This is a genomic window from Burkholderia sp. Nafp2/4-1b (assembly GCF_003635165.1).
Lineage (GTDB): Bacteria > Pseudomonadota > Gammaproteobacteria > Burkholderiales > Burkholderiaceae > Burkholderia.
The window spans coordinates 210,086-231,819 of sequence record NZ_ML058624.1 but is presented as its reverse complement, the minus strand read 5'-3'; the positions used below and the strand labels follow the sequence as shown (position 1 = coordinate 231,819).

Sequence of the window (21,734 nt, the reverse complement as noted above, 5' to 3'; positions counted from 1 at the left end):
ATTCGAACAACGACAGCCTAAGAGGCAAACCCATGAATTTCCAGCAATTGCGTTTCGTGCGTGAAGCCGTGCGCCAGAACATGAACCTGACGGAAGTCGCGAACGTGCTGTACACGTCGCAGTCCGGCGTGTCGAAGCAGATCAAGGATCTCGAGGACGAACTGGGCGTCGACATCTTCATCCGGCGCGGCAAGCGGCTCACCGGGCTCACGGAGCCGGGCAAGGCCGTGCACCAGCTGATCGAGCGGATGCTGCTCGATGCGGAGAACCTGCGCCGCGTCGCGCGCCAGTTCGCGGACCAGGACAGCGGCCACCTCGTCGTCGCGACGACCCACACGCAGGCGCGCTACGCGCTGCCGAAGGTGATCCGCCAGTTCACCGAAGTGTTCCCGAAGGTGCATCTCGCGCTGCGCCAGGGCAGCCCGCAGCAGATCGCGCAGATGATCCTGAACGGCGAAGCCGATCTCGGCATCTCGACCGAGGCGCTCGATCGCTATCCGGACATCGTCACGTTCCCGTGCTATTCGTGGCACCACACGGTCGTCGTGCCGAAGGGACATCCGCTCGTCGGCCGCGAGAACCTGACGCTCGAGGAAATCGCCGAGTACCCGATCATCACGTACGACCAGGACTTCACGGGCCGCTCGCACATCGACCAGGCGTTCACGCAGGCCGGCGCGGTGCCCGACGTCGTGCTGACCGCGATCGACGCGGACGTGATCAAGACCTACGTCGAACTCGGGATGGGGATCGGCGTCGTCGCGGCGATGGCGTTCGATCCGCAGCGTGACACCGGCCTCGTCGCGCTCGACACACAGCATCTGTTCGAGGCGAGCACGACGCGCGTCGGGTTGCGCAAGGGTGCGTTCCTGCGCGCGTATGCGTACCGGCTGATCGAGATGTTCGCGCCGCACCTGAACGAAGCGGAAATCGCGGGGCTGCTGCGCGAAGCGGTCTGAGTTCCACGGTGACGCTCCGGCGGCGCGGCATACGCCGGCCGCCGGACGTGCCGCAACGGCACATCGTGACACCCGGCTTCGTGCCGTCATCGTGTGCCGGCGCGTCGAAGCTTCGATCGACGCCGCCGCGGAATATCGGGCTGCCGCCAAAGGCGCCCATCACGTATTCGCCAATTCACAGAAAAACAAAGGCGGCGGATTCGAATACGTCGTTGCGACGATGTATCGCTTCGGCGAGCCACCGGCGGATGATCGCGACGAAGCCGCGCCGCGCAACCCGGCATGACGCACACCCGCACGCCGTAACGCGCCGCAATCGACACGCGCAATCGTGTGCTCCGAATAAACCCTTAAATATTGATCAGACGGGTTGCGCGTCGCACCGAAACGGTACAGCATAGCCTTCACTCCGCCGGCGCCCTCGCCGGCGGTGGCGCGTCGACGACAGCACGCGCCAGGCAGTCGGCCGTCTGCCTCGCTTCCATTCCGTGGTACCGACAAGCAGCATCGATGGCCAATGCTCGGGTAGTGTGGCGCAAACGTTTGCTCACATTAAAACAACAATCCGGCCCCGTCGGGCCAGTCGCCAGGAGATGTGTATGAATGTCCGCTTTCGCCGTCGCTTCCTGACCGCCGCGCTTGCCGCCGTCGCGGTCGCTGCCGCCCCGGCCGTCCATGCGCAGTCTACGGCCAAGCCGAAGGTCGCGCTCGTGATGAAGTCGCTCGCCAACGAGTTCTTCCTGACGATGGAAACCGGCGCGAAGGAATACCAGAAGCACAACGCCGGCCAGTTCGACCTGATCACGAACGGCATCAAGGACGAGACCGACACCGCGAACCAGATTCGCATCGTCGAGCAGATGATCGTGTCGAAGGTCGATGCGATCGTGCTCGCGCCGGCCGATTCGAAGGCGCTCGTGCCGGTCGTGAAGAAGGCGGTCGACGCGGGCATCATCGTCGTGAACATCGACAATCGGCTCGACCCCGACGTGCTGAAGTCGAAGAACCTGAACGTGCCGTTCGTCGGCCCCGATAACCGCAAGGGCGCGCGCAAGATCGGCGACTACCTCGCGAAGCGGCTGAAGGCGGGCGACCAGGTCGGCATCCTCGAAGGCGTGTCGACGACGACCAACGCGCAGCAGCGCACGGCCGGCTTCCAGGATGCGATGAAGGCAGGCGGGATGAAGGTCGTGTCGGTGCAGTCGGGCGAATGGGAAATCGACAAGGGCAACGCGGTCGCGTCCGCGATGCTGAACGAATACCCGAACCTGCGCGCGCTGCTGTGCGGCAACGACAACATGGCGGTCGGCGCCGTATCGGCCGTGCGCGCGGCAGGCAAGCAGGGCAAAGTATTCGTGGTCGGCTACGACAACATCAACGCGATCAAGCCGATGCTGAAGGATGGCCGCGTGCTCGCGACCGCCGATCAGTACGCGGCGAAGCAGGCCGTGTTCGGCATCGACACGGCGCTCAAGGCGATCGCCGAGCATCGCAAGCAGGCCGACATGTCGGGCGTGGTCGAGACGCCGGTGGATCTCGTGACGAAGTAACGCCGCCCCGTCGCGGCCGCCGGCCTCAAGAATGCCTCAAGAATCGGGGCCGGTGGCCGTTATACGGAGTGAGCGCGATCACGGCCACTGCATGCGAATGCACTTGTGAGCGTCATACCCGCGCGCCGCGTGCGCGCGGCCGCAACCAGGATCGCGATGGAACCGACCTTCCAACCCACCCGTTCAGCCGTTCCGGTGCTGTCCGTCTCCGGCGTCGGCAAGACCTACGCCGAACCCGTGCTCGCCGACGTCACGCTGACGCTCGTGCCGGGTCAGGCGCTCGCGCTGACGGGCGAGAACGGCGCCGGCAAGAGCACGCTGTCGAAGATCATCGGCGGGCTCGTCGACCCGACGACCGGCACGATGCAACTGGGCGGCGAGCCCTATGCGCCGGCGAGCCGCACGCAGGCCGAGGCGCTCGGCGTGCGCATGGTGATGCAGGAGCTGAACCTGCTGCCGACGCTGACGGTCGCCGAAAACCTGTTTCTGAATCGCCTGCCGCGACGCTTCGGCATCATCGATCGCGCGCGGCTGCGCGACGATGCGCGTGCCGCGATGGCGCAGGTCGGGCTCGACGCGGTCGACCCCGATACGCCGGTCGGTGCGCTCGGCATCGGCCATCAGCAGATGGTCGAGATCGCGCGCAACCTGATCGGCGACTGTCGCGTGCTGATCCTCGACGAGCCGACCGCGATGCTGACCGCGCGCGAGGTCGAGCTGCTGTTCGAACAGATCGATCGGCTGAAGGCGCGCGGCGTGGCGATCGTCTATATCTCGCACCGGCTCGAGGAACTCGCGCGCGTCGCCGAGCGCGTCGCGGTGCTGCGCGACGGCCGGCTGGTGCACGTCGGGGACATGGCCGCGACGACGTCCGACGGGCTCGTCACGCTGATGGTCGGGCGCGAGATCGGCGAGCACATCGATCTCGGCACGCGCCGGATCGGCGCGCCGCGGCTCGTCGTGTCGGGCATGACACGCGGCACCGCGGTGCAGGACGTGTCGCTCGAGGTGCGCGCGGGCGAAATCTTCGGCATCTCGGGGCTGATCGGCGCGGGGCGCACCGAACTGCTGCGGCTCATCTACGGCGCGGATACGCCGGACGCCGGGATGATCGCGGTCGGCGATCCGTTGAAGCCCGCGCACATCGGCTCGCCGGTCGACGCGGTGAAGCACGGCATCGCGCTGATCACCGAGGACCGCAAGGGCGAAGGGCTGCTGCTGTCGCAGTCGGTCACCTCGAACGTGTCGCTCGGCCAGCTCGATCGGCTCGCGCGCGGCGGCATCGTCGACACGGCGCGCGAGACGGCGCTCGCCGAGCAGCAGATCGACGCGTTGCGGATTCGCACGCACGGCGCCGCGCAGACGGTCGGCGAGCTGTCGGGCGGCAACCAGCAGAAGGTCGTGATCGGCCGCTGGCTCGCGCGCGACATGGGCGTGCTGCTGTTCGACGAGCCGACTCGCGGGATCGACGTCGGCGCCAAATTCGAAATCTATACGCTGATGGGCGCGCTGGCGCGCGAAGGCCGCGCGCTGGTGGTCGTCTCGAGCGACCTGCGCGAGCTGATGCTGATCTGCGACCGGATCGGCGTGATGTCGGCCGGCCGCATGACCGCCGTGTTCGAACGCGGCAACTGGACCCAGGATGCGCTGCTGGCCGCGGCGTTCGCCGGCTTCGGCCGTGAAGCGCTGCCCGCAGGCTCGCGGCATCCGGAAGCGGGAGCGGCGGCGCGCGCGGCTTCCGGCACTTCGACGACAGGACGACAGCCATGACCCAGCCTCCCGTTTCCCCGAGCGACGCAGGCGCGCAAGACACCGTGACGGGGCGCCGCGCGCGCACGCTGTCCGGCACGCGGCTCGGCGTGTCGAACTATCTCGGGCTGGCCGGCGCGCTCGCCGCGATGATCGTGCTGTTCTCGACGCTGAGCTCGCACTTCCTGACCTACGATACGTTCAGTACGATCGCAAACCAGATCCCCGATCTCGTCGTGATGTCGGTGGGGATGACCTTCGTGCTAATCATCGCCGGCATCGACCTGTCGGTCGGCTCGGTGCTCGCGCTGGCGGCGTCGATGGTCAGCGTGGCCGCGCTGAAATGGCAGTGGGGGCCGCTGCCGGCCGCGCTGATCGGGATCGCGGTCGCGACCGTGACCGGCTCGTTGACGGGCGCTATCACGGTCGGCTGGCGGATCCCGTCGTTCATCGTGTCGCTCGGCGTGCTGGAGGCCGCGCGCGGCGTCGCGTACCAGCTGACGAATTCGCGCACGGCCTATATCGGCGACGCGTTCGATTTTCTGTCGAATCCGATCGCGCTCGGCATCTCGCCGGCGTTCCTGATCGCGGTCGCGGTGATGATCGCCGCGCAGTTCGTGCTCACGCGGACCGTGTTCGGGCGCTATCTCGTCGGGATCGGCACGAATGAGGAGGCCGTGCGGCTTGCCGGGGTTAACCCGAGGCCGTATAAAATCCTCGTATTCGCACTGATGGGCGCGCTCGCGGGGCTCGCGTCGCTGTTCCAGATTTCGCGGCTCGAGGCCGCCGACCCGAACGCGGGCGTGGGCCTCGAACTGCAGGTGATCGCAGCCGTCGTGATCGGCGGCACGAGCCTGATGGGCGGGCGCGGCTCGGTGATCAGCACGTTTTTCGGCGTGTTGATCATCTCGGTGCTGGCCGCCGGGCTCGCGCAGATCGGCGCGAACGAGCCGACCAAACGGATCATCACCGGGGCGGTGATCGTGGTGGCGGTCGTGCTCGATACGTATCGCAGCCGGCGCGCCCGCGCCCGGTAGAACTACACAGAAAGCAGACCAGAGAGAACGGGAAATGGCGACGATCAAGGATGTGGCGGCCATGGCGGGCGTGTCGTTTACGACCGTCTCGCACGTGGTGAACAATTCGCGGCCGGTGTCCGCGGATGTGCGTGCGAAGGTCGAGGGCGCGATCCGCGAGCTGAACTACGTGCCATCGGCCGTGGCGCGCTCGCTGAAGGCACGCTCGACGGCGACGATCGGCCTCGTCGTGCCGAACAGCACGAATCCGTACTTCGCGGAACTCGCACGCGGCATCGAGGATCAATGCGCGGCCAACGGCTATTGCGTGTTCTTCTGCAACTCGGACGACGATCCCGTGAAGCAGCGCAATTACCTGCGCGTGCTGCAGGAAAAGCGCATCGACGGGCTGATCGTCGCGTCGGCCGGCGAGGACGCGGTGCTCGCGCAGACGCTCGCGGACGCGCACGCGCCGCTCGTCGTCGTCGACCGCAACATCGAAGGGCTCGCGGCCGACCTCGTACAGATCGACCACGAACGCGGCGCCTACCTTGCGACGCGTCACCTGCTCGAACTCGGGCACGCGAAGATCGGCTGCATCACCGGGCCGACCGATACGGCCGTCAGCGCGATGCGCGTGCACGGCTTCATCCGCGCGATGGCCGAGCGCGGGATCGACATCGTGCCGGGCGCGATCGCGGAAAGCGATTTCTCGTGCCTCGGCGGCTATCACGCGGCGTCGCGGCTGTTCGAGTCGGTGCACCCGAGCGCGATTTTCGCCGGCAACGACCTGATGGGCGTCGGCGCGCTGCGCGCGGCGGCCGAGCGCGGCTTGCGCGTGCCGGACGACTGCTCGATCATCGGCTTCGACGACATCGAATTCTCGCGCTACACGTATCCGGCGCTATCGACGGTCGGCCAGTCGGTGCGCGCGCTCGGCGAAATGGCCGCGCAGACGCTGATCGAGCGGATCGGCGGCGGCTCGACGGCCGCGCCGAGCCGCCGCCGCGTCGTGTCGCCGCGTCTGGTGCTGCGCGAATCGACGGCGGTCTATCGCGAACCGGGTGTGCCGGGCGGTCGCCCATGACGGCGCGCAACGCAGGCGCCGGCCGCGTGACGGTGGTCGGCAGCCTCAACATGGATCTCGTCGTGCGGGCGCCGCGGCTGCCGGTGCCGGGCGAAACGCTCGCCGGCCACGCGTACGCGCAGGCGGCGGGCGGCAAGGGCGGCAATCAGGCGGTCGCGGCCGCGCGGCTCGGCGCCCAGGTCACGATGATCGGCTGCGTCGGCGCGGATGCGCACGGCACCGCGCTGCGCGCCGGCCTCGCGGCCGAAGGGATCGATTGCTCGCGACTCGCGACCAGCGCGGCGGCGTCGACCGGCGTCGCGCTGATCGTCGTCGACGATGCGAGCCAGAACACGATCGTGATCGTCGCGGGCGGCAACGGCGAAGTCACGGCCGCAACGGTGGCGCAGCACGACGCGGCGCTCGCCGCGACCGACGTGCTGATCTGCCAGCTCGAGACGCCGCCGGACGCCGTATTCGCGGCGCTGTCGGCCGGGCGGCGGCTCGGCCGCACCGTGGTGCTCAATCCGGCGCCGGCAGTGGCGCCGCTGCCGGACGGCTGGCTGCCGCTCGTCGATTACCTGATCCCGAACGAGGTCGAGGCGGCCGCGCTCACCGGCCTGCCGGTGCGCGACCCGGCCGACGCGGAAGCCGCGGCACGCGCGCTGCAGGCGGCCGGCGCGCGCAACGTGCTGATCACGCTCGGCGCACGCGGCGTGCTCGCGCTCGCGGCCGACGGCGCCGCGCGCCACTATCCGGCGCCCGTCGTGCAGGCGGTCGACACGACCGCGGCCGGCGATACCTTCATCGGCGGTTTCGCCGCGCGGCTCGCGGCCGGCGAGGACGTCGACACCGCGATCCGCTTCGCGCAACGCGCAGCGGCACTATCGGTCACGCGCGCCGGCGCGCAGCCGTCGATTCCCACGCTCGCCGAACTGGCCCGATAGGGCTGGATCATCCATCGCGGCCGGCACCTGCGCCAGCAGGCGGCCGGCGACCGCACCCTCAATGGCCCGCAAACGATGCTTGCGGCCGCCTTTATACCGGCGGGCCGGATCGTTTCGCCCCCATTATTCAATGATCTGCAATGAACTGGGGAATCGCTGAAAAATTGTTGTCAATACCATCAAGTTGCGCGGCAGGCGGTCGTAAAAACATCGGAGCGAAACACTGTTTCGAAAAACGGGCCAGGCCCGTCCATGACGACGCAACACAGGAAGAATGATGGTGATCGGAAACCTGACGATACGTGCGCGCATCGGTTTGACGATGGCGTTTCTCGCGGTACTGCTTGGGGTGATCGGCGTGCTCGGCGTGTACGGGATGACGCGCTCGAACGACGCGACGCGCGATATTTTCACGAACCAGATGCCGAGCGCGGTCAACGTGGCCATGGCAGAAATGTATGCGGCGCGCGAGCGCCTGGCGCTCGATCGCGCCGCGCTGCTGGCCGGCACGGCGGACGCCGCCGCCGCGGTGGAGCGCAGCCGTGCGATGCGCGCGCAGTCCGACACGTGGTGGCAGAAGTACCTTGCGCTGCCGCGCGGGCCGGCGGAAGACCGGCTCGCGCAGGACGTCGCCGCGAAGCGACAGGTGCTGCAGCGCAGTTGCGACGCGTTCGGCAGCACGGTGGCGACGGGCGACCATGACCGCATCGGCGAGGGCGCCAAGGAACTCCAGGCGCGCTACAGCGATCTCGCGACGGCGGGCGAAGCGCTGCGCAATTTCCAGTTCACCGACGCCGACGCGACCTTCAACCATGCGGAATCGGTGTATGAAACGCTGCGGGTGCTGTCGATCGCCGTGCTGGCAGCGGGCCTGATCGCCGCGGTGCTGTCATGGCTGACGTTGAGCCGTGCGATCGGCCGTCCGCTCGCGGACGCGCTCGCGCATTTCGACGCGATCGCCGCGGGCGACCTGCGCCGCTCGGTCGTCGTGCATCGGCGCGACGAAATGGGCCAGCTCCTCGACGGGCTCGCGAAGATGCAGCGCGGCCTGATCGACACGGTGCGCACGGTACGCGGCGGCAGCGAGTCGATCGCGACCGCGGCGCGGCAGATCGCCGCCGGCAACATCGACCTGTCGTCGCGCACGGAAGAACAGGCCTCGGCGCTGCAGGAAACCGCGTCGAGCATGGAGCAGCTGACCGGCACCGTGAAGCAGAACGCGGACAATGCACGGCAGGCAAGCTCGCTGGCCGCGAATGCATCGGAGATTGCAAACAAGGGCAATACGGTGGTCGGCCAGGTGGTCGGCACGATGGGCGAGATCAACGACAGCTCCGCGAAGATCGCGGACATCATCGCGATCATCGAGGGCATCGCGTTCCAGACCAACATCCTGGCGCTGAACGCGGCCGTCGAGGCGGCGCGCGCCGGCGAGGAAGGGCGCGGGTTCGCGGTCGTCGCGGGCGAGGTGCGCAGCCTCGCGCAGCGTTCGTCGAGCGCGGCCAAGGAGATCAAGGTGCTGATCGACGCGTCGGTGGACCGCATCCGCACCGGGTCGACGCTGGTCGACGAAGCCGGCCGCACGATGAGCGATGTGATCAGCGCAGTGCAGCGCGTGACCGACATCATGGGCGAAATCGCGGCCGCGTCGGAAGAGCAGAGCGGCGGCATCGACCAGGTCGCGCGCGCGGTCGCGCAGATGGACGAAGTCACGCAGCAGAACGCCGCGCTCGTCGAGGAAGCGGCGGCCGCCGCGCAATCGCTCGACGAGCAGGCCGCGCGGCTGCGCGAAGCGACGTCGGTGTTCCGGATCGACGACGAAGCGGGCGGCCGGCCTGCCGCCGCCGTTGCGGCGCGGCAAACGCCGCGTGCGATGCCCGCGCCGGTTGCCGCGCCGGTCACGACGTCCGCATCGGGCGCATCGGCCGGCGCCCGTGACGCCCGTGACGCCCGTGACATTCGCGAGGCACCGGCGAAGCGCACGGCAATTGCTACGTCTGCTCGCAAACCCGTAGCCGCTTCCGCCGCGCCAGCACAGGCGGCGGTTGCGGCTGCCGCCGGCGGCGACGATTGGGAGACGTTCTGATTCGCGTGCACCGCGCATCTATCCCCATTTGGTAGCGCTCGACGCCCGCGGCATGCGGGCGTCGTCGTTTTCGCGGTCGACTGGATATGTCAGCCGCGCGCGAACGATCGAACATCGCCGCGTGTCGTGCCGGCCCACTCGTGCGCGGCGGCACTGTGCAAGATGCGAAAAAAATTTGTAACGGCGCACGTGTCATGTCATCGCACACGTGCGCTCGAACGTATAGGAATGCAGGGAAGAACGAAGGGAGGGCGACGACGTCGCAGATGTCCAACGCACGAGACGATTCGATGCTCGACGAGACGTGGCGGATGCAGTTTCTGCGACACGGGAGATCGATTGTAAAGCGAGGAAATGCGTTGTCCAAGCGGTGTTGTCGAGAATGACGAACTTCATACGAAGAGTTCGTGAAAAAAAATAAGAAAGGGTTTAGGATGAATTCGAACGCGCTTGCTTCTGCGCAGTCGTAGGAAGGCAGGCACGTCTTCAGACTCAGGCGAGGGAGGTAGCATGGATATTTACAGCAGCTTCGCGAACCGCTTCGAAAAAACGCGAGAGGAAGAGCTCTCGCTGGAGGAGTATCTCGCGCTCTGCAAGAACGATCCGTCAGCGTATGCCACGGCGGGCGAACGCATGCTGGCTGCAATCGGGGAACCCGAACAGATCGACACTCGCAACGACCCGCGCCTGTCGCGGATCTTCGCGAACAAGGTTATCAAGGTCTATCCCGCGTTCCGTGAGTTCTACGGAATGGAGGAAGTGATCGAGCAGGTGGTCGCATACTTCCGCCACGCTGCGCAGGGCCTCGAAGAGAAGAAGCAGATCCTCTACCTGCTCGGCCCGGTGGGCGGCGGCAAGTCGTCGATCGCCGAGCGCCTGAAGCAACTGATGGAGCGCGTGCCGTTCTATGCGCTGAAGGGTTCGCCCGTCAACGAATCGCCGCTCGGGCTGTTCGACTACGACGAAGACGGCCCGATCCTCGAAGAGCAATACGGCATTCCGCGCCGCTACCTGAAGAGCATCCTGAGTCCGTGGGCGGTCAAGCGCCTGCACGAATACAACGGCGACATCCGTCAGTTCCGCGTGGTGCGCCGCTATCCGTCGATCCTCCGGCAGATCGGCATCGCGAAGACGGAGCCTGGCGACGAGAACAACCAGGACATCTCGTCGCTCGTCGGCAAGGTCGATATCCGCAAGCTCGAACAGTACGCGCAGGACGACGCCGATGCGTACAGCTACTCGGGCGGCCTGTGTCTCGCCAACCAGGGCCTGCTCGAATTCGTCGAAATGTTCAAGGCGCCGATCAAGGTGCTGCATCCGCTGCTGACCGCAACGCAGGAAGGCAACTTCAAGGGTACCGAAGGATTCGGCGCGATCCCGTTCGACGGCGTGATCCTCGCGCACTCTAACGAGTCGGAGTGGAAGGCGTTCCGCAACAACCGCAACAACGAGGCACTGCTCGACCGGATCTTCGTCGTCAAGGTGCCGTACTGCCTGCGCGTGTCGGAAGAGACGAAGATCTACGAGAAGCTGATCCGCAATTCGTCGCTGGCCGAAGCCGTGTGCGCGCCGGGCACGTTGAAGATGATGTCGCAGTTCTCGGTGCTGTCGCGCCTGCACGAGCCGGAGAATTCGAGCCTGTTCTCGAAGATGCAGGTGTACGACGGCGAAAACCTGAAGGACACCGATCCGAAGGCGAAGTCGTACCAGGAGTATCGCGACTACGCCGGCGTGGACGAAGGGATGACGGGCGTGTCGACACGCTTCGCGTTCAAGATCCTGTCGCGCGTGTTCAACTTCGATTCGAGCGAGGTCGCGGCCAACCCCGTGCACCTGATGTATGTGCTCGAACAGCAGATCGAACGCGAGCAGTTCCCGCCGGAAACCGAGCAGAAGTACCTGTCGTTCGTGAAGGACGTGCTCGCGTCGCGCTATGCGGAATTCATCGGCAAGGAGATCCAGACCGCCTATCTCGAATCGTATTCGGAATACGGGCAGAACATCTTCGATCGCTACGTCACGTATGCGGACTTCTGGATCCAGGACCAGGAATTCCGCGATCACGACACGGGCGAGAGCTTCGACCGCGCCGCGCTGAACGCGGAGCTGGAGAAGATCGAGAAGCCGGCCGGGATCAGCAATCCGAAGGATTACCGCAACGAGATCGTCAACTTCGTGTTGCGGGCGCGGGCGGCGAACGCCGGGAAGAATCCGGTGTGGACCAGCTACGAGAAGTTGCGCGTCGTGATCGAGAAGAAGATGTTCTCGAATACCGAGGAACTGTTGCCGGTCATTTCGTTCAACGCGAAGGGCTCGGCAGAGGAGCAGCGCAAGCATGAGGACTTTGTGAACCGGATGGTCGCGAAGGGCTATACGCCGAAGCAGGTGAGGCTGCTTTGCGACTGGTACCTGCGCGTGCGCAAGTCGTCATGACGCGCGCGGTACTGCGCCCGTACGGCGAGTCCGTACGGGCGTCTTCAGAGGCGCCGCCCGCATGACGGCAGACGGCATGCGCGGCGAGTGCCCCGGCAGATCGACTTTCGAGCGGGAGACCGGGAGTGCTTCATCAAATCATCGACCGCAGGCTGGCCGGCAAGAACAAGAGCATCGCCAACCGCGAACGCTTTCTGCGTCGCGTCAAGAACTACATTCGTCGTGCCGTGTCCGACGCGGTGCGCGACCGTAGCATCAAGGATATCCAGAGCACGCAAAGCATCACGATCCCGCGCAAGGACATCGCGGAGCCGAATTTCCGGCACGCGCCGGGCGGGCGTCGTGAATACGTGCACCCGGGCAACGAAGACTACGTGCGCGGCGACAAGATTCCGCGTCCGCAGGGCGGCTCGGGCGGCGGCGGCAGTCAGGCCAGCAACGAGGGCGAAGGGCAGGACGACTTCGTGTTCGAGCTGTCGCGCGACGAATTCATGCAGTACTTCTTCGACGATCTCGAACTGCCGCGCCTCGTGAAGACGCACCTGCTGACGGTGCCGAGCTGGAAGAACGTGCGCGCGGGCTGGTCGGCGGAAGGCACGCCGAACAACATCGACGTCGTGCGCTCGCTGCGCAGCGCGCTCGGCCGGCGTATCGCGCTCGGCTCGCCGCTCGTCAACGAGCTGCGCGAGCTGGAGGCGCAGCTCGAGGTGCTGAAGAAGGACACCGAGGACCGTCGCGCGGAAATCGCGACGCTCGAGGCCGAGATCCATCACCTGAAGGGGCGTATCTGGCGGATTCCGTTCATCGATCCGTTCGACCTGCGCTACATCAACCGCGTGAAGCAGCCGCAACCGTCGAGCCAGGCCGTGATGTTCTGCCTGATGGACGTGTCGGGCTCGATGGACGAGCAGCGCAAGGATCTCGCGAAGCGTTTCTTCATTCTTTTGTACCTGTTCCTGAAGCGCAACTACGAGCGGATCGAAGTCGTGTTCATTCGTCACCACACGCGCGCCGAGGAAGTCGACGAAGACACCTTCTTCCATTCGACCGAAAGCGGCGGCACCGTCGTGTCGAGCGCGCTCGAGTTGATGCGCAAGGTGATGAACGAGCGCTACTCGCCGACCGAATGGAACATCTACGGTGCGCAGGCGTCCGACGGCGACAACTGGACAGACGATTCGCCGAAGTGTCGCAAAATGCTGGAAGAGGATATCCTCACCAAGACGCGGTATTTCGCGTATATCCAGGTCGCGCCGGAAGAGCAGAACCTGTGGCTGGAGTACGCGCAACTGGCGTTGTCGCAACCGCACCTCGCGATGAAAAAAGTCGAATCGGCTGCCGATATTTACCCCGTATTTCGCGAATTGTTCGAAAAGCAGGTGGAAATGTCATGACGACCCGCCATCTGCACAACGAGTCGCGCGGCTATGCGCCGCGCCCTTCCGGCGACGACCAGGCCGGCCCTGCCGCATCGCAGCAACGCGGCCAGGCCGAGCCGGTGCCGCCGGCCGCCGACTTGCCCGGTGCCGGGCAGAAGGAAGCGCGTATGAACGTTGCCGAACGCAAGCCGCTGCCTTGCCCGTCCGACTGGACGTTCGAACTGCTCGAGGAATACGACACGCACATCTCGCAGGTCGCCGAGCAATACGAGCTCGACATCTATCCGATCCAGCTCGAACTGATCAGCGCCGAGCAGATGATGGATGCGTACGCGTCGGTCGGGATGCCGGTCAACTACCGCCACTGGTCGTTCGGCAAGCACTTCCTCGCAACCGAGAAAAGCTATCGCCGCGGCCAGATGGGCCTCGCGTACGAAATCGTCATCAACTCGAACCCATGCATCGCGTATCTGATGGAAGAGAACACGATGACGATGCAGGCGCTCGTCATCGCGCACGCGGCGTACGGGCACAACTCCTTCTTCAAGGGCAATTACCTGTTCCGGCTGTGGACTGACGCGCACGCGATCGTCGACTACCTCGTGTACGCGAAGAACTACGTCGCCGAGTGCGAGGAGCGCTACGGGCTCGACCGCGTCGAGGAACTGCTCGACTCGTGCCATGCGCTGATGAACTACGGCGTCGACCGCTACAAGCGGCCGCAGAAACCGTCGCTGTCGAAAGAGGCCGCGCTGCGCCGCGAGCGCGAGGCGTATCTGCAGTCGCAGGTCAACGAGCTGTGGCGCACGCTGCCGGGCCGCAAGCCGGAGCTGATGGAGGAGCAGGAAGAACGCTATCCGTCCGAGCCGCAGGAAAACCTGCTGTATTTCGCGGAGAAGAATGCACCGCTGCTCGAGCCGTGGGAGCGGGAAGTGATCCGCATCGTGCGCAAGATCGGCCAGTACTTCTATCCGCAGCGGCAGACGCAGGTGATGAACGAGGGCTGGGCGACGTTCTGGCATTACACGTTGCTGAACACGCTGTACAACCAGGGCAAGCTGGAAGACAGCTTCATGATGGAGTTCCTCCATTCGCACAGCAACGTGGTCTACCAGCCGCCCGTCACGAAGCCGTACTACAGCGGGATCAACCCGTATGCGCTCGGTTTCTCGATGATGAGCGACATCCGCCGGATCTGCGAAGCGCCGACGGAAGAGGACTACAAGTGGTTCCCGGAGATCGCGGGCACCCCGTGGCTGCCGGCGATGCACTACGCGATGCGCAACTTCAAGGACGAGAGCTTCATCGCGCAGTACCTGTCGCCGAACCTGATCCGCGAGATGCGGCTGTTCTCGGTGCTCGACGACGACATGCGCGATTCGCTCGAGGTGTCGGCGATCCACGACGAATCCGGCTACCAGTACGTGCGGCAGGCGCTGTCGCGGCAGTACGACATCCATCACCGCGAGCCGAACATCCAGGTGTGGGCCGTCAACACGCGCGGCGACCGCAGCCTCACGCTGCGCCACTTCATGACCGACAACCGCCATCTGTCGAACGACAGCGAGGAAGTGCTCAAGCACATGGCGCGGCTCTGGCAGTTCGACGTGTTCCTGGAAAGCGTCGACGAGGCCGGTACCGTGCGCAAGCGCTACGAGTGCCGCTACGTGCCGCCGGAGGTGCGCGTTTGAGTGCCGTGCGGGAATAGCTTGCATCCGACGCCAGCCTCGCGGCTGGCGTTTTCATATGACGAACGCGCAGCGCGAGAAAATTTTTCTACATCCGGACGAACCCGGAAAGCCCGTTACTTTACATTTCGCTAAAATCCCGTAGCGCCGTGCGCCGGAACCGGTGCCACGTGCGACGCACGCGGCGGCCCGCAGCCGTCTCGCCCAGAAAGCACTAAAAGGAACAGACCAACCCATGGACGTCCAGACCGACCAAGCTGCGCTGTCCGCGCACGACACCCGGCGGCGCGTGTTCGCCATCGTCGGCGCCTCATCGGGCAACCTCGTCGAGTGGTTCGATTTCTACATCTACTCGTTCTGCGCGCTGTACTTCGCGCCGGCGTTCTTCCCGAGCGGCAACACGACGACGCAGTTGCTCAACACGGCCGGCGTGTTCGCGGCCGGCTTCCTGATGCGTCCGATCGGCGGCTGGCTGTTCGGCCGCATCGCCGACCGTCACGGCCGGCGCGCGGCGATGATGATCTCGGTGCTGATGATGTGCGGCGGCTCGCTCGTGATCGCGGTGCTGCCGACCTATGCGCAGATCGGCGCGCTCGCGCCGGCGCTGCTGCTGGTCGCGCGGCTGTTCCAGGGCCTGTCGGTGGGCGGCGAGTACGGTACGAGCGCGACCTACATGAGTGAAGTCGCGCTGAAGGGGCGGCGCGGTTTCTTCGCGTCGTTCCAGTACGTGACGCTGATCGGCGGCCAGCTGTGCGCGCTGCTGGTGCTCGTGATCCTGCAGCAGACGCTGTCGGCCGGCGAACTGAAGGCGTGGGGCTGGCGCATTCCGTTCGTGGTCGGCGCGGCGGCCGCGCTGATTTCGCTGTACCTGCGCAAATCGCTCGACGAGACGTCGACGAGCGCATCGCGCGACAAGAAGGACGCGGGCACGATCCGCGGCGTGTGGCAGCACAAGGGCGCGTTCTTCACGGTCGTCGGGTTCACGGCCGGCGGCTCGCTGATCTTCTACACGTTCACGACGTACATGCAGAAGTACCTGGTGAACACGGCCGGCATGCCTGCGAAGACGGCCAGCAACGTGATGACCGTCGCGCTGCTCGTCTACATGCTGATCCAGCCGGTGTTCGGCGCGCTGTCGGACAAGATCGGCCGCCGCACGTCGATGATCCTGTTCGGCACGTTCGCGGTGATCGGCACGGTGCCGCTGATGCATGCGCTGAAGACGGTGACGAGCCCGACGGCCGCGTTCGCGCTGATCACGATCGCGCTGGCGATCGTCAGCTTCTACACGTCGATCAGCGGCCTCATCAAGGCCGAGATGTTCCCGCCCGAAGTGCGCGCGATGGGCGTCGGCCTGTCGTATGCGGTCGCGAACGCGATCTTCGGCGGCTCGGCCGAGTATGTCGCGCTGTGGTTCAAGTCGGTCGGCAGCGAGGAAACCTTCTATTGGTACGTGACGGTGCTGTGCGCGATCTCGCTGATCGTGTCGTGGCGGATGCGCGATCCGAGCAAGGAAGGGTATCTGCGTCACGAGCCGTGATCGGCAGGGCGGCGCGGGCGTGAGGCCGTGAGGCTGGTTCTCCGCTTCGACACGCAGCACGCATCAGGACGGCGCTCCGCCACGCAGGCGGCGCGCCGTTTTTTGGTCTGCGCGGTGTGCGCATCGCCGCGCGCAAGCTCATCGCCGCACGCGCGATATCGATATCGGAATCGCTTCGTTGTCCGCCGCGCACGATGCTCTTATTCTGAGCACGTAGTTCGTGTGACACCTCCTTGACTGGGATTCGCGCCCGCTGCGTGCAGCGGGCGTTTTTTTGCGCTGCATGGCCTGCACGAGCGCCGCGCACCTCATCACGAAACCCGCAGAGCAAAGCACCATTTGTTGGTTCGGAATCGCCGCACGCGCTGATACGTTAGCGGCTTCGCGACGACATACACCGGCGTCGCGATGTTCCTCGAACCGGCTGCCGCGCGATCCGCGGCGGCCTTCATAACAAATCAGGTCGTGCTCATGAAATTCCACACTCTCGCTACGTGGCTCGTCGGGGCCGCACTCGTCACGGCTGGCACGGTCGCTCACGCGGACCGTCTCGACGACATCAAGAAGGCCGGCGTGCTGCGCGTCGCGACCTTCGACAGCAATCCGCCGTTCGGTTACGTCGACGGCAAGAGCAATCACATCGTTGGGCTCGACGTCGACTATGCGAAGGCGCTGGCCGACAAGCTCGGCGTGAAGCTGCAGCTGCAGCCGACCAACCCCGCGAACCGCATTCCGTTCCTGACGTCGGGCAAGGTCGACCTCGTGCTCGCGAACTTCACGATCACCGACGAACGCGCGAAGCAGGTCGACTTCAGCATTCCGTATTTCTCGTCGGGCCAGCAGTTTCTCGCGAAGAAGGGCGTGCTGAAATCGGCCGACCAGCTGAACACGCTGCGCGTCGGCGCGGACAAGGGCACGACGAACGAGATCACGCTGCGCGAGAAATTCCCGAAGGCGACGATCGTCGCGTACGACGACACGCCGTTCGCATTTGCCGCGCTGCGCGCCGGCAACGTACAGGCGATCACGCAGGACGGGCCGAAACTGATCGGCCTGCTCGCGAACGTGCCCGACAAGCAGAACTACGAGATCCCGCCGTTCACGATCTCGAACGACTACATGGGCGTTGGCGTGCCGAAGGGCGAGACGCGCCTGCTCGGCTTCGTGAACGACACGCTGAAGGGGCTCGAGGCGAACGGTCGCGCGACGCAGATCTACGATGCGTGGTTCGGGCCGACGACGAAGACGCCGCTGACGCGCATTTTCCGGATCGGCGACAAGACCTGAGCCGCGCACCCCTCGTGCCAGTGCGCCACGTGCGCCGCGATCCGCCGCCGGCCGTGCCGGTGCGCAGTACGGATCGCGGCGCGTTCCGTTTTATTTCATTCTCTTTGATCGCGCGCTTCGCGCCCGCACCACAGCATGCTCGGGTTGGCTCCCAAATATCTGTCCTGGCTCTGGCAGGGCTTCCTGCTGACGCTCGGCCTTGCGTTCGCGTCGGCGCTCGCCGCGACCGTCGGCGGGCTGCTGCTCGCCGTCATCCGGCATGCGCGCGGCAAGGTCCTGCGCACGTTGGCGGCCGGCTATGTCGTCGCGTTCCGCAACACGCCGCTGCTCGTCCAATTGCTGTTCTGGTATTTCGGCGTCGCGTCGTTGCTGCCCGAGACGTGGATCGGCTGGCTGAACGCACGCCATGAACTGAGCATCGGGGCGCTCACGCTCGCGTGGCCGTCGTTCGAGTTCGTCGCGGGCTGGATCGGGTTGAGCGCGTACACGGCGGCATTCGTCGCAGAGGAATGCGAAGCCGGGCTGCGCGGCGTGCGCGGTGCGCAGCACGACGCGGCCGCGGCGCTCGGCCTCACGCCGATGCAGGCGCTGCGCTACGTGGTGCTGCCGCAGGCCGTGCGCATCGCGCTGCCGCCGCTGTTCGGCCAATACATGAATCTCGTGAAGAACTCGTCGCTCGCGATGGCGATCGGCGTCGCCGAATTGTCGTATGCGTCGCGGCAGGTCGAGACGGAGACGTTCAAGACCTTCGCCGCGTTCGGCGTGGCGACCGTGCTGTACATCGCCGCGGTCGCCGCGATCGAGGCCGGCGCGTACGCGGCCACGCAATGGCGCGACCGGCTCGGGGCGGGGCGCTGACGATGGATCTGTCGCTTCTGCTCTCGAATCTGCCGTACCTGCTGGTCGGCGCGTACCCGGACGGCCCGCTTGGCGGGGCCGCGCTGTCGCTGGTGCTCGCGATCGCGTCGGCCGTCGCGTCGGCTGTGCTGGGCGTGGCGCTGGGCGTCGCGATGGCGCTCGCACGCGGGCCGGCGCGCGTGCTGCTGCTCGCGTTCATCGGCTTCTTCCGCGCGATTCCGGTGCTGATGCTGATCTTCTGGACGTACTTCCTGATGCCGATGCTGCTGCACATGGACGTGCCGGGGCTCGCGACGGTCGTGTGCGCGCTGGCGCTGATCGGCGGTGCGTATCTCGCGCATGCGGTGCATGCGGGCATCGTCGCGGCCGGCGACGGACAGTGGCAGGCGGGGCTGTCGCTCGGGCTCACGCGCTGGCAGACGGTGCGCTACGTGCTGCTGCCGCAGGCGATCCGGATCATGACGCCGTCGTTCGTCAACCAGTGGGTCGCGCTCATGAAGGACACGTCACTCGCGTATATCGTCGGCGTGCCGGAACTGTCGTTCGTCGCGACGCAGGTGAACAACCGGCTGATGATCTATCCGGCGCCGATCTTCCTGTTCGTCGCGGTGCTTTACCTGGTGCTGTGTACGTCGATCGATGGCGCGGCGCGCTGGTTGCTGTCGCGTCGACCGCGTGCGGAGCGTATCGCGCGGGCGACCGCCGAGCGCACCGAGCCCGCGCGGTGACGGCCGGCCGCATGCAATGCATGCGGCACGTGTGCGGTAACGAGGATCGGTCGGTCGCCGCTGCTCGAACGGCGACAGGCATGATGATGCTTCAGTGCTTCAGTACCGCGCCCGCGTCACGACGCGCTGTAGTGCGTATCGAACACCGCCCGCAGCGTCGACGGGCCGGTCGCGAAGTCGCCCCACAGCGGGCCGTCGCTTTGCGCGAACGCAAACGGCGACGTATTGATCGACGCGAGGCGCAAGCGCCATTGCGCCGCTTCCTGGCGGAATGCGGTGCGCTGCATGTCGGAGAGCCCCGTCTGCGCACTCGCGAGCGTGACGAGCGGATCGACCGGATCGTTCGCGACCCGCACTTCGAAGTGCAGGTGCGGGCCGGTAGCCGCGCCTGTCATTCCGACCGAGCCGATGCGCTGGCCCTGCTTCACGGTTTCGCCGGTCTTCAACCCGCGCGCGTAAGCGGACAGATGCGCGTAGTAGGTCGAATAGCCGTCCGCGTGATCGACGATCACGTAGCGGCCGTAGCCGCCCGGATCGGTGCCGACGAACGACACGACGCCATCGGCCGCGGCGGTGACGGGCGTTCCGCTCGGCGCGGCGAGATCGACACCCGTATGAAACGCCATCGCCTGCGACAGCGGATGGACGCGCTCGCCGAAGAACGAGCTGATGCGCGTCCACTTGACCGGCATCGTGAAGGCGGCCGCTTCGAGCGGCGTGCCGTCGAGCGCGTAGTACGCGCCGTGATCGGCGCCCGGCGCGCGGAACCAGATCGCGCCGAACGTGCGGCCCGCGACGCGCAGCTCGACCGCGGTGAGGTGCGGCGTGCCGTTGTTGGTGTCGTACGCGACGCGGTAGTAGTCGCCGCGCTGCGCACTCGCGCGCATCGCGACCTTGCCGGTGACGAGATCGCCGAGCTGGATGCGCACCTCGGGCGGCACGTCGAGACGGTTCAGCGTATCGGACAGCGTGAGTTCGATGTCGCCCGCGCGCATCCCGTGCTGCTGCTCGGCCGTGGCGTACTGGAACAGGCTCGCATAGCCGAGCATGTCGTTGCGGTGCGCGCTGAGCGGGGCGAACAGGCCCGGCTGCGCGCTGCGATCGTTGCGTGCACCGAGTTCGTCGCGCTCGCCGAGCGTGCGCGCGAGTTCGCTCGTCACGAAATGCTGCGCGGTGGGAAACGGCGTGTCGGACAGCACGCGCTGCGGCAGCGCGGCCGTGCCCGAATCGACGGCGCCCGGCAGTTGCGACACGGCCGGCAGCGCGGCGGCGAGACCAAAGGCGGCGAGGGCGCCGAGCACGGCGGCCGGCCCGAGCGCGCGCACGAGGCGCTGCGCGCGGCCGGGCGCGAAAGCATCAGGGGTTGCGGCAGGCTTGACCAAGTGAGTCCACATCCAGGAAAGCGGTTCAAAGAGGGTGTGGGCAGGAACCACGGGCCGCACATCCGTCGGGTGCCGACGGAGCGGCGGTGGGCGTGCAACAAAACAGGCCCCGCCAGGGGCCTGTATCGTTTCCGTTCGACCCAACTCGCGAGCAGGCCCGCTTCGAACGGCGGCGTGAACTATGCGGGTCGCACCCGGATTATCACGAAGACGCTAAAGAAAGATGACAGCGTCAGTCTACCGATGTTCCGCAAAACGTTAAAAATTTTAAAGAGGGTCGGCGCGTTCGTTTCGCAGTGCGGTAATTCGGGTTAAATCAGCATTTATTGCGCGGCTTTTCTTCAGACAGGAAATTTTTGCGCGCGCACATGAAGGGCCGCGGAGGTTCGCACCGCGTCGAAGCCGGCGTCGAGCATCGCTTCCGCGTCGTTCCACAGGTTGCCGCGCAAGCGGTTGGTCCAGATCATCGACGCGAATACGCCTTCGAGCAGCGACACCAGATAGACGGCCGCGAGATGCACGTCGAGATCGGCGGCCAGTTCGCCGGCGGCGATCGCGCGGCGCAGCAGCGCCTTCGTGATGCGCAGCATCTGCAGCTCGAGCAGCATCCGGCGCCGCTGCAGCGCGCCGTTCTCCTCGCTCTGCTCGCATTTCGTATAAAGGATCACGAGCACGCGCTGCATCGGGCCCGGCTCGCCGCATTGCTGCAGATAGTGCGACGCGGCGCGGCGCAGCGTCGCGAACGCAGGCAGGTTCTCGACCGCGTCGAAACCTTCCGACGTGCGCGCGAACGCCCGGTCGCACATTGCCAGACACACTTCCATCTTGTTGCGGTAGTGGCCGTACACGGCGCCCCGCGACATCCCGGCCGCTTCGGCGAGGTCGGCCATCGCGGTTTGCGCGACGCCTTTTTCGAGCAGCACGAGCTCGGCGGCGTCGAGGATCCGGTGCTTGATGGCGAGCGATTCTTCCCGGGTCTTGCGGGCCATGTCGTGAATTTCCTTACAGTTCGCTGTCGTTTTATTGAGACAGTATGACGATTCGATTGCAACCGCTCATATTTAAT

17 protein-coding genes are annotated in these 21,734 nt (G+C 66.0%); 15 read left to right on the top strand and 2 right to left on the bottom strand.

Annotation, left to right across the window (positions count from 1 at the left end; translation table 11 throughout):
* The first annotated feature begins 32 nt into the window (after window positions 1–32).
* The 15 genes from C7H84_RS30910 to C7H84_RS30835 all read left to right on the top strand — a co-directional run bounded on the left by C7H84_RS30910 (window position 33) and on the right by C7H84_RS30835 (window position 19,286).
* Window positions 33–959 carry a CysB family HTH-type transcriptional regulator gene (locus tag C7H84_RS30910; RefSeq protein WP_121862354.1) on the top strand — a complete coding sequence of 309 codons (927 nt, stop codon included), beginning with the start codon at window positions 33–35 and terminating at the stop codon, window positions 957–959.
* A 91-nt stretch (window positions 960–1,050) separates the two neighbouring features.
* Window positions 1,051–1,245, top strand: a complete 195-nt coding sequence (locus tag C7H84_RS30905) for a hypothetical protein (protein WP_121862353.1) — start codon at window positions 1,051–1,053, stop codon at window positions 1,243–1,245.
* Between the two features lie 313 nt (window positions 1,246–1,558).
* A complete protein-coding gene (locus C7H84_RS30900) occupies window positions 1,559–2,509 on the top strand; it encodes a sugar ABC transporter substrate-binding protein (protein ID WP_121862352.1) in 951 nt (316 codons plus the stop codon).
* A gap of 156 nt (window positions 2,510–2,665) precedes the next feature.
* Window positions 2,666–4,279 (top strand): sugar ABC transporter ATP-binding protein, encoded by a 1,614-nt coding sequence (locus tag C7H84_RS30895; protein ID WP_121862351.1) that lies wholly within the window; start codon window positions 2,666–2,668, stop codon window positions 4,277–4,279.
* Entirely contained in the window at window positions 4,276–5,295 is a 1,020-nt protein-coding gene (locus C7H84_RS30890; RefSeq protein ID WP_121862350.1) for an ABC transporter permease, read from the top strand. Before C7H84_RS30895 ends, C7H84_RS30890 begins: the two co-directional genes overlap by 4 nt.
* Window positions 5,296–5,329: 34 nt before the next feature.
* Entirely contained in the window at window positions 5,330–6,361 is a 1,032-nt protein-coding gene (locus C7H84_RS30885; RefSeq protein ID WP_121862349.1) for a LacI family DNA-binding transcriptional regulator, read from the top strand.
* A complete protein-coding gene (rbsK, locus tag C7H84_RS30880) occupies window positions 6,358–7,287 on the top strand; it encodes a ribokinase (RefSeq protein WP_121862348.1) in 930 nt (309 codons plus the stop codon). Before C7H84_RS30885 ends, rbsK begins: the two co-directional genes overlap by 4 nt.
* 277 nt (window positions 7,288–7,564) lie before the next feature.
* The gene (locus tag C7H84_RS30875) at window positions 7,565–9,373 is read left to right on the top strand and encodes a methyl-accepting chemotaxis protein (RefSeq protein ID WP_121862347.1); all 1,809 of its coding nucleotides are present in this window, start codon (window positions 7,565–7,567) and stop codon (window positions 9,371–9,373) included.
* A gap of 510 nt (window positions 9,374–9,883) precedes the next feature.
* The gene (locus C7H84_RS30865; RefSeq protein WP_121862346.1) at window positions 9,884–11,806 is read left to right on the top strand and encodes a PrkA family serine protein kinase; all 1,923 of its coding nucleotides are present in this window, start codon (window positions 9,884–9,886) and stop codon (window positions 11,804–11,806) included.
* 125 nt (window positions 11,807–11,931) lie between these two features.
* Window positions 11,932–13,200: a YeaH/YhbH family protein gene (locus tag C7H84_RS30860; protein ID WP_121862345.1), complete on the top strand. Its 1,269-nt coding sequence runs from the start codon at window positions 11,932–11,934 to the stop codon at window positions 13,198–13,200.
* Window positions 13,197–14,876: a SpoVR family protein gene (locus C7H84_RS30855; RefSeq protein ID WP_121862344.1), complete on the top strand. Its 1,680-nt coding sequence runs from the start codon at window positions 13,197–13,199 to the stop codon at window positions 14,874–14,876. The genes C7H84_RS30860 and C7H84_RS30855 overlap by 4 nt, the downstream gene beginning before the upstream one ends.
* Window positions 14,877–15,108: 232 nt before the next feature.
* The gene (locus C7H84_RS30850) at window positions 15,109–16,413 is read left to right on the top strand and encodes an MFS family transporter (protein ID WP_121862343.1); all 1,305 of its coding nucleotides are present in this window, start codon (window positions 15,109–15,111) and stop codon (window positions 16,411–16,413) included.
* A gap of 471 nt (window positions 16,414–16,884) precedes the next feature.
* The gene (locus C7H84_RS30845; protein ID WP_121862416.1) at window positions 16,885–17,700 is read left to right on the top strand and encodes an ABC transporter substrate-binding protein; all 816 of its coding nucleotides are present in this window, start codon (window positions 16,885–16,887) and stop codon (window positions 17,698–17,700) included.
* Window positions 17,701–17,835: 135 nt separating this feature from the next.
* Window positions 17,836–18,558, top strand: coding sequence for an amino acid ABC transporter permease (locus C7H84_RS30840; protein ID WP_121862342.1), 723 nt, complete (start codon window positions 17,836–17,838; stop codon window positions 18,556–18,558).
* 2 nt (window positions 18,559–18,560) lie between these two features.
* Entirely contained in the window at window positions 18,561–19,286 is a 726-nt protein-coding gene (locus tag C7H84_RS30835) for an amino acid ABC transporter permease (RefSeq protein ID WP_121862415.1), read from the top strand.
* 116 nt (window positions 19,287–19,402) lie between these two features.
* Here the strand turns inward: C7H84_RS30835 and C7H84_RS30830 are convergent, their stop codons facing one another.
* Together C7H84_RS30830 and C7H84_RS30825 are read right to left on the bottom strand one after the other, a co-directional pair.
* Window positions 19,403–20,680 (bottom strand): M23 family metallopeptidase, encoded by a 1,278-nt coding sequence (locus C7H84_RS30830; RefSeq protein WP_121862341.1) that lies wholly within the window; start codon window positions 20,678–20,680, stop codon window positions 19,403–19,405.
* Between the two features lie 329 nt (window positions 20,681–21,009).
* Window positions 21,010–21,657 carry a TetR family transcriptional regulator gene (locus C7H84_RS30825; protein WP_121862340.1) on the bottom strand — a complete coding sequence of 216 codons (648 nt, stop codon included), beginning with the start codon at window positions 21,655–21,657 and terminating at the stop codon, window positions 21,010–21,012.
* Window positions 21,658–21,734 lie beyond the last annotated feature (77 nt).

Coding starts and splice junctions, on each gene's coding strand:
- C7H84_RS30855 (WP_121862344.1), top strand. CDS start 13,197: ATGACGACCCGCCATCTGCACAACGAGTCGCGCGGCTATGCGCCGCGC.
- C7H84_RS30845 (WP_121862416.1), top strand. CDS start 16,885: ATGAAATTCCACACTCTCGCTACGTGGCTCGTCGGGGCCGCACTCGTC.
- C7H84_RS30825 (WP_121862340.1), bottom strand. CDS start 21,657: ATGGCCCGCAAGACCCGGGAAGAATCGCTCGCCATCAAGCACCGGATC.
- rbsK (WP_121862348.1), top strand. CDS start 6,358: ATGACGGCGCGCAACGCAGGCGCCGGCCGCGTGACGGTGGTCGGCAGC.
- C7H84_RS30890 (WP_121862350.1), top strand. CDS start 4,276: ATGACCCAGCCTCCCGTTTCCCCGAGCGACGCAGGCGCGCAAGACACC.
- C7H84_RS30840 (WP_121862342.1), top strand. CDS start 17,836: ATGCTCGGGTTGGCTCCCAAATATCTGTCCTGGCTCTGGCAGGGCTTC.
- C7H84_RS30865 (WP_121862346.1), top strand. CDS start 9,884: ATGGATATTTACAGCAGCTTCGCGAACCGCTTCGAAAAAACGCGAGAG.
- C7H84_RS30885 (WP_121862349.1), top strand. CDS start 5,330: ATGGCGACGATCAAGGATGTGGCGGCCATGGCGGGCGTGTCGTTTACG.
- C7H84_RS30910 (WP_121862354.1), top strand. CDS start 33: ATGAATTTCCAGCAATTGCGTTTCGTGCGTGAAGCCGTGCGCCAGAAC.
- C7H84_RS30850 (WP_121862343.1), top strand. CDS start 15,109: ATGGACGTCCAGACCGACCAAGCTGCGCTGTCCGCGCACGACACCCGG.
- C7H84_RS30895 (WP_121862351.1), top strand. CDS start 2,666: ATGGAACCGACCTTCCAACCCACCCGTTCAGCCGTTCCGGTGCTGTCC.
- C7H84_RS30875 (WP_121862347.1), top strand. CDS start 7,565: ATGGTGATCGGAAACCTGACGATACGTGCGCGCATCGGTTTGACGATG.
- C7H84_RS30830 (WP_121862341.1), bottom strand. CDS start 20,680: ATGTGGACTCACTTGGTCAAGCCTGCCGCAACCCCTGATGCTTTCGCG.
- C7H84_RS30835 (WP_121862415.1), top strand. CDS start 18,561: ATGGATCTGTCGCTTCTGCTCTCGAATCTGCCGTACCTGCTGGTCGGC.
- C7H84_RS30900 (WP_121862352.1), top strand. CDS start 1,559: ATGAATGTCCGCTTTCGCCGTCGCTTCCTGACCGCCGCGCTTGCCGCC.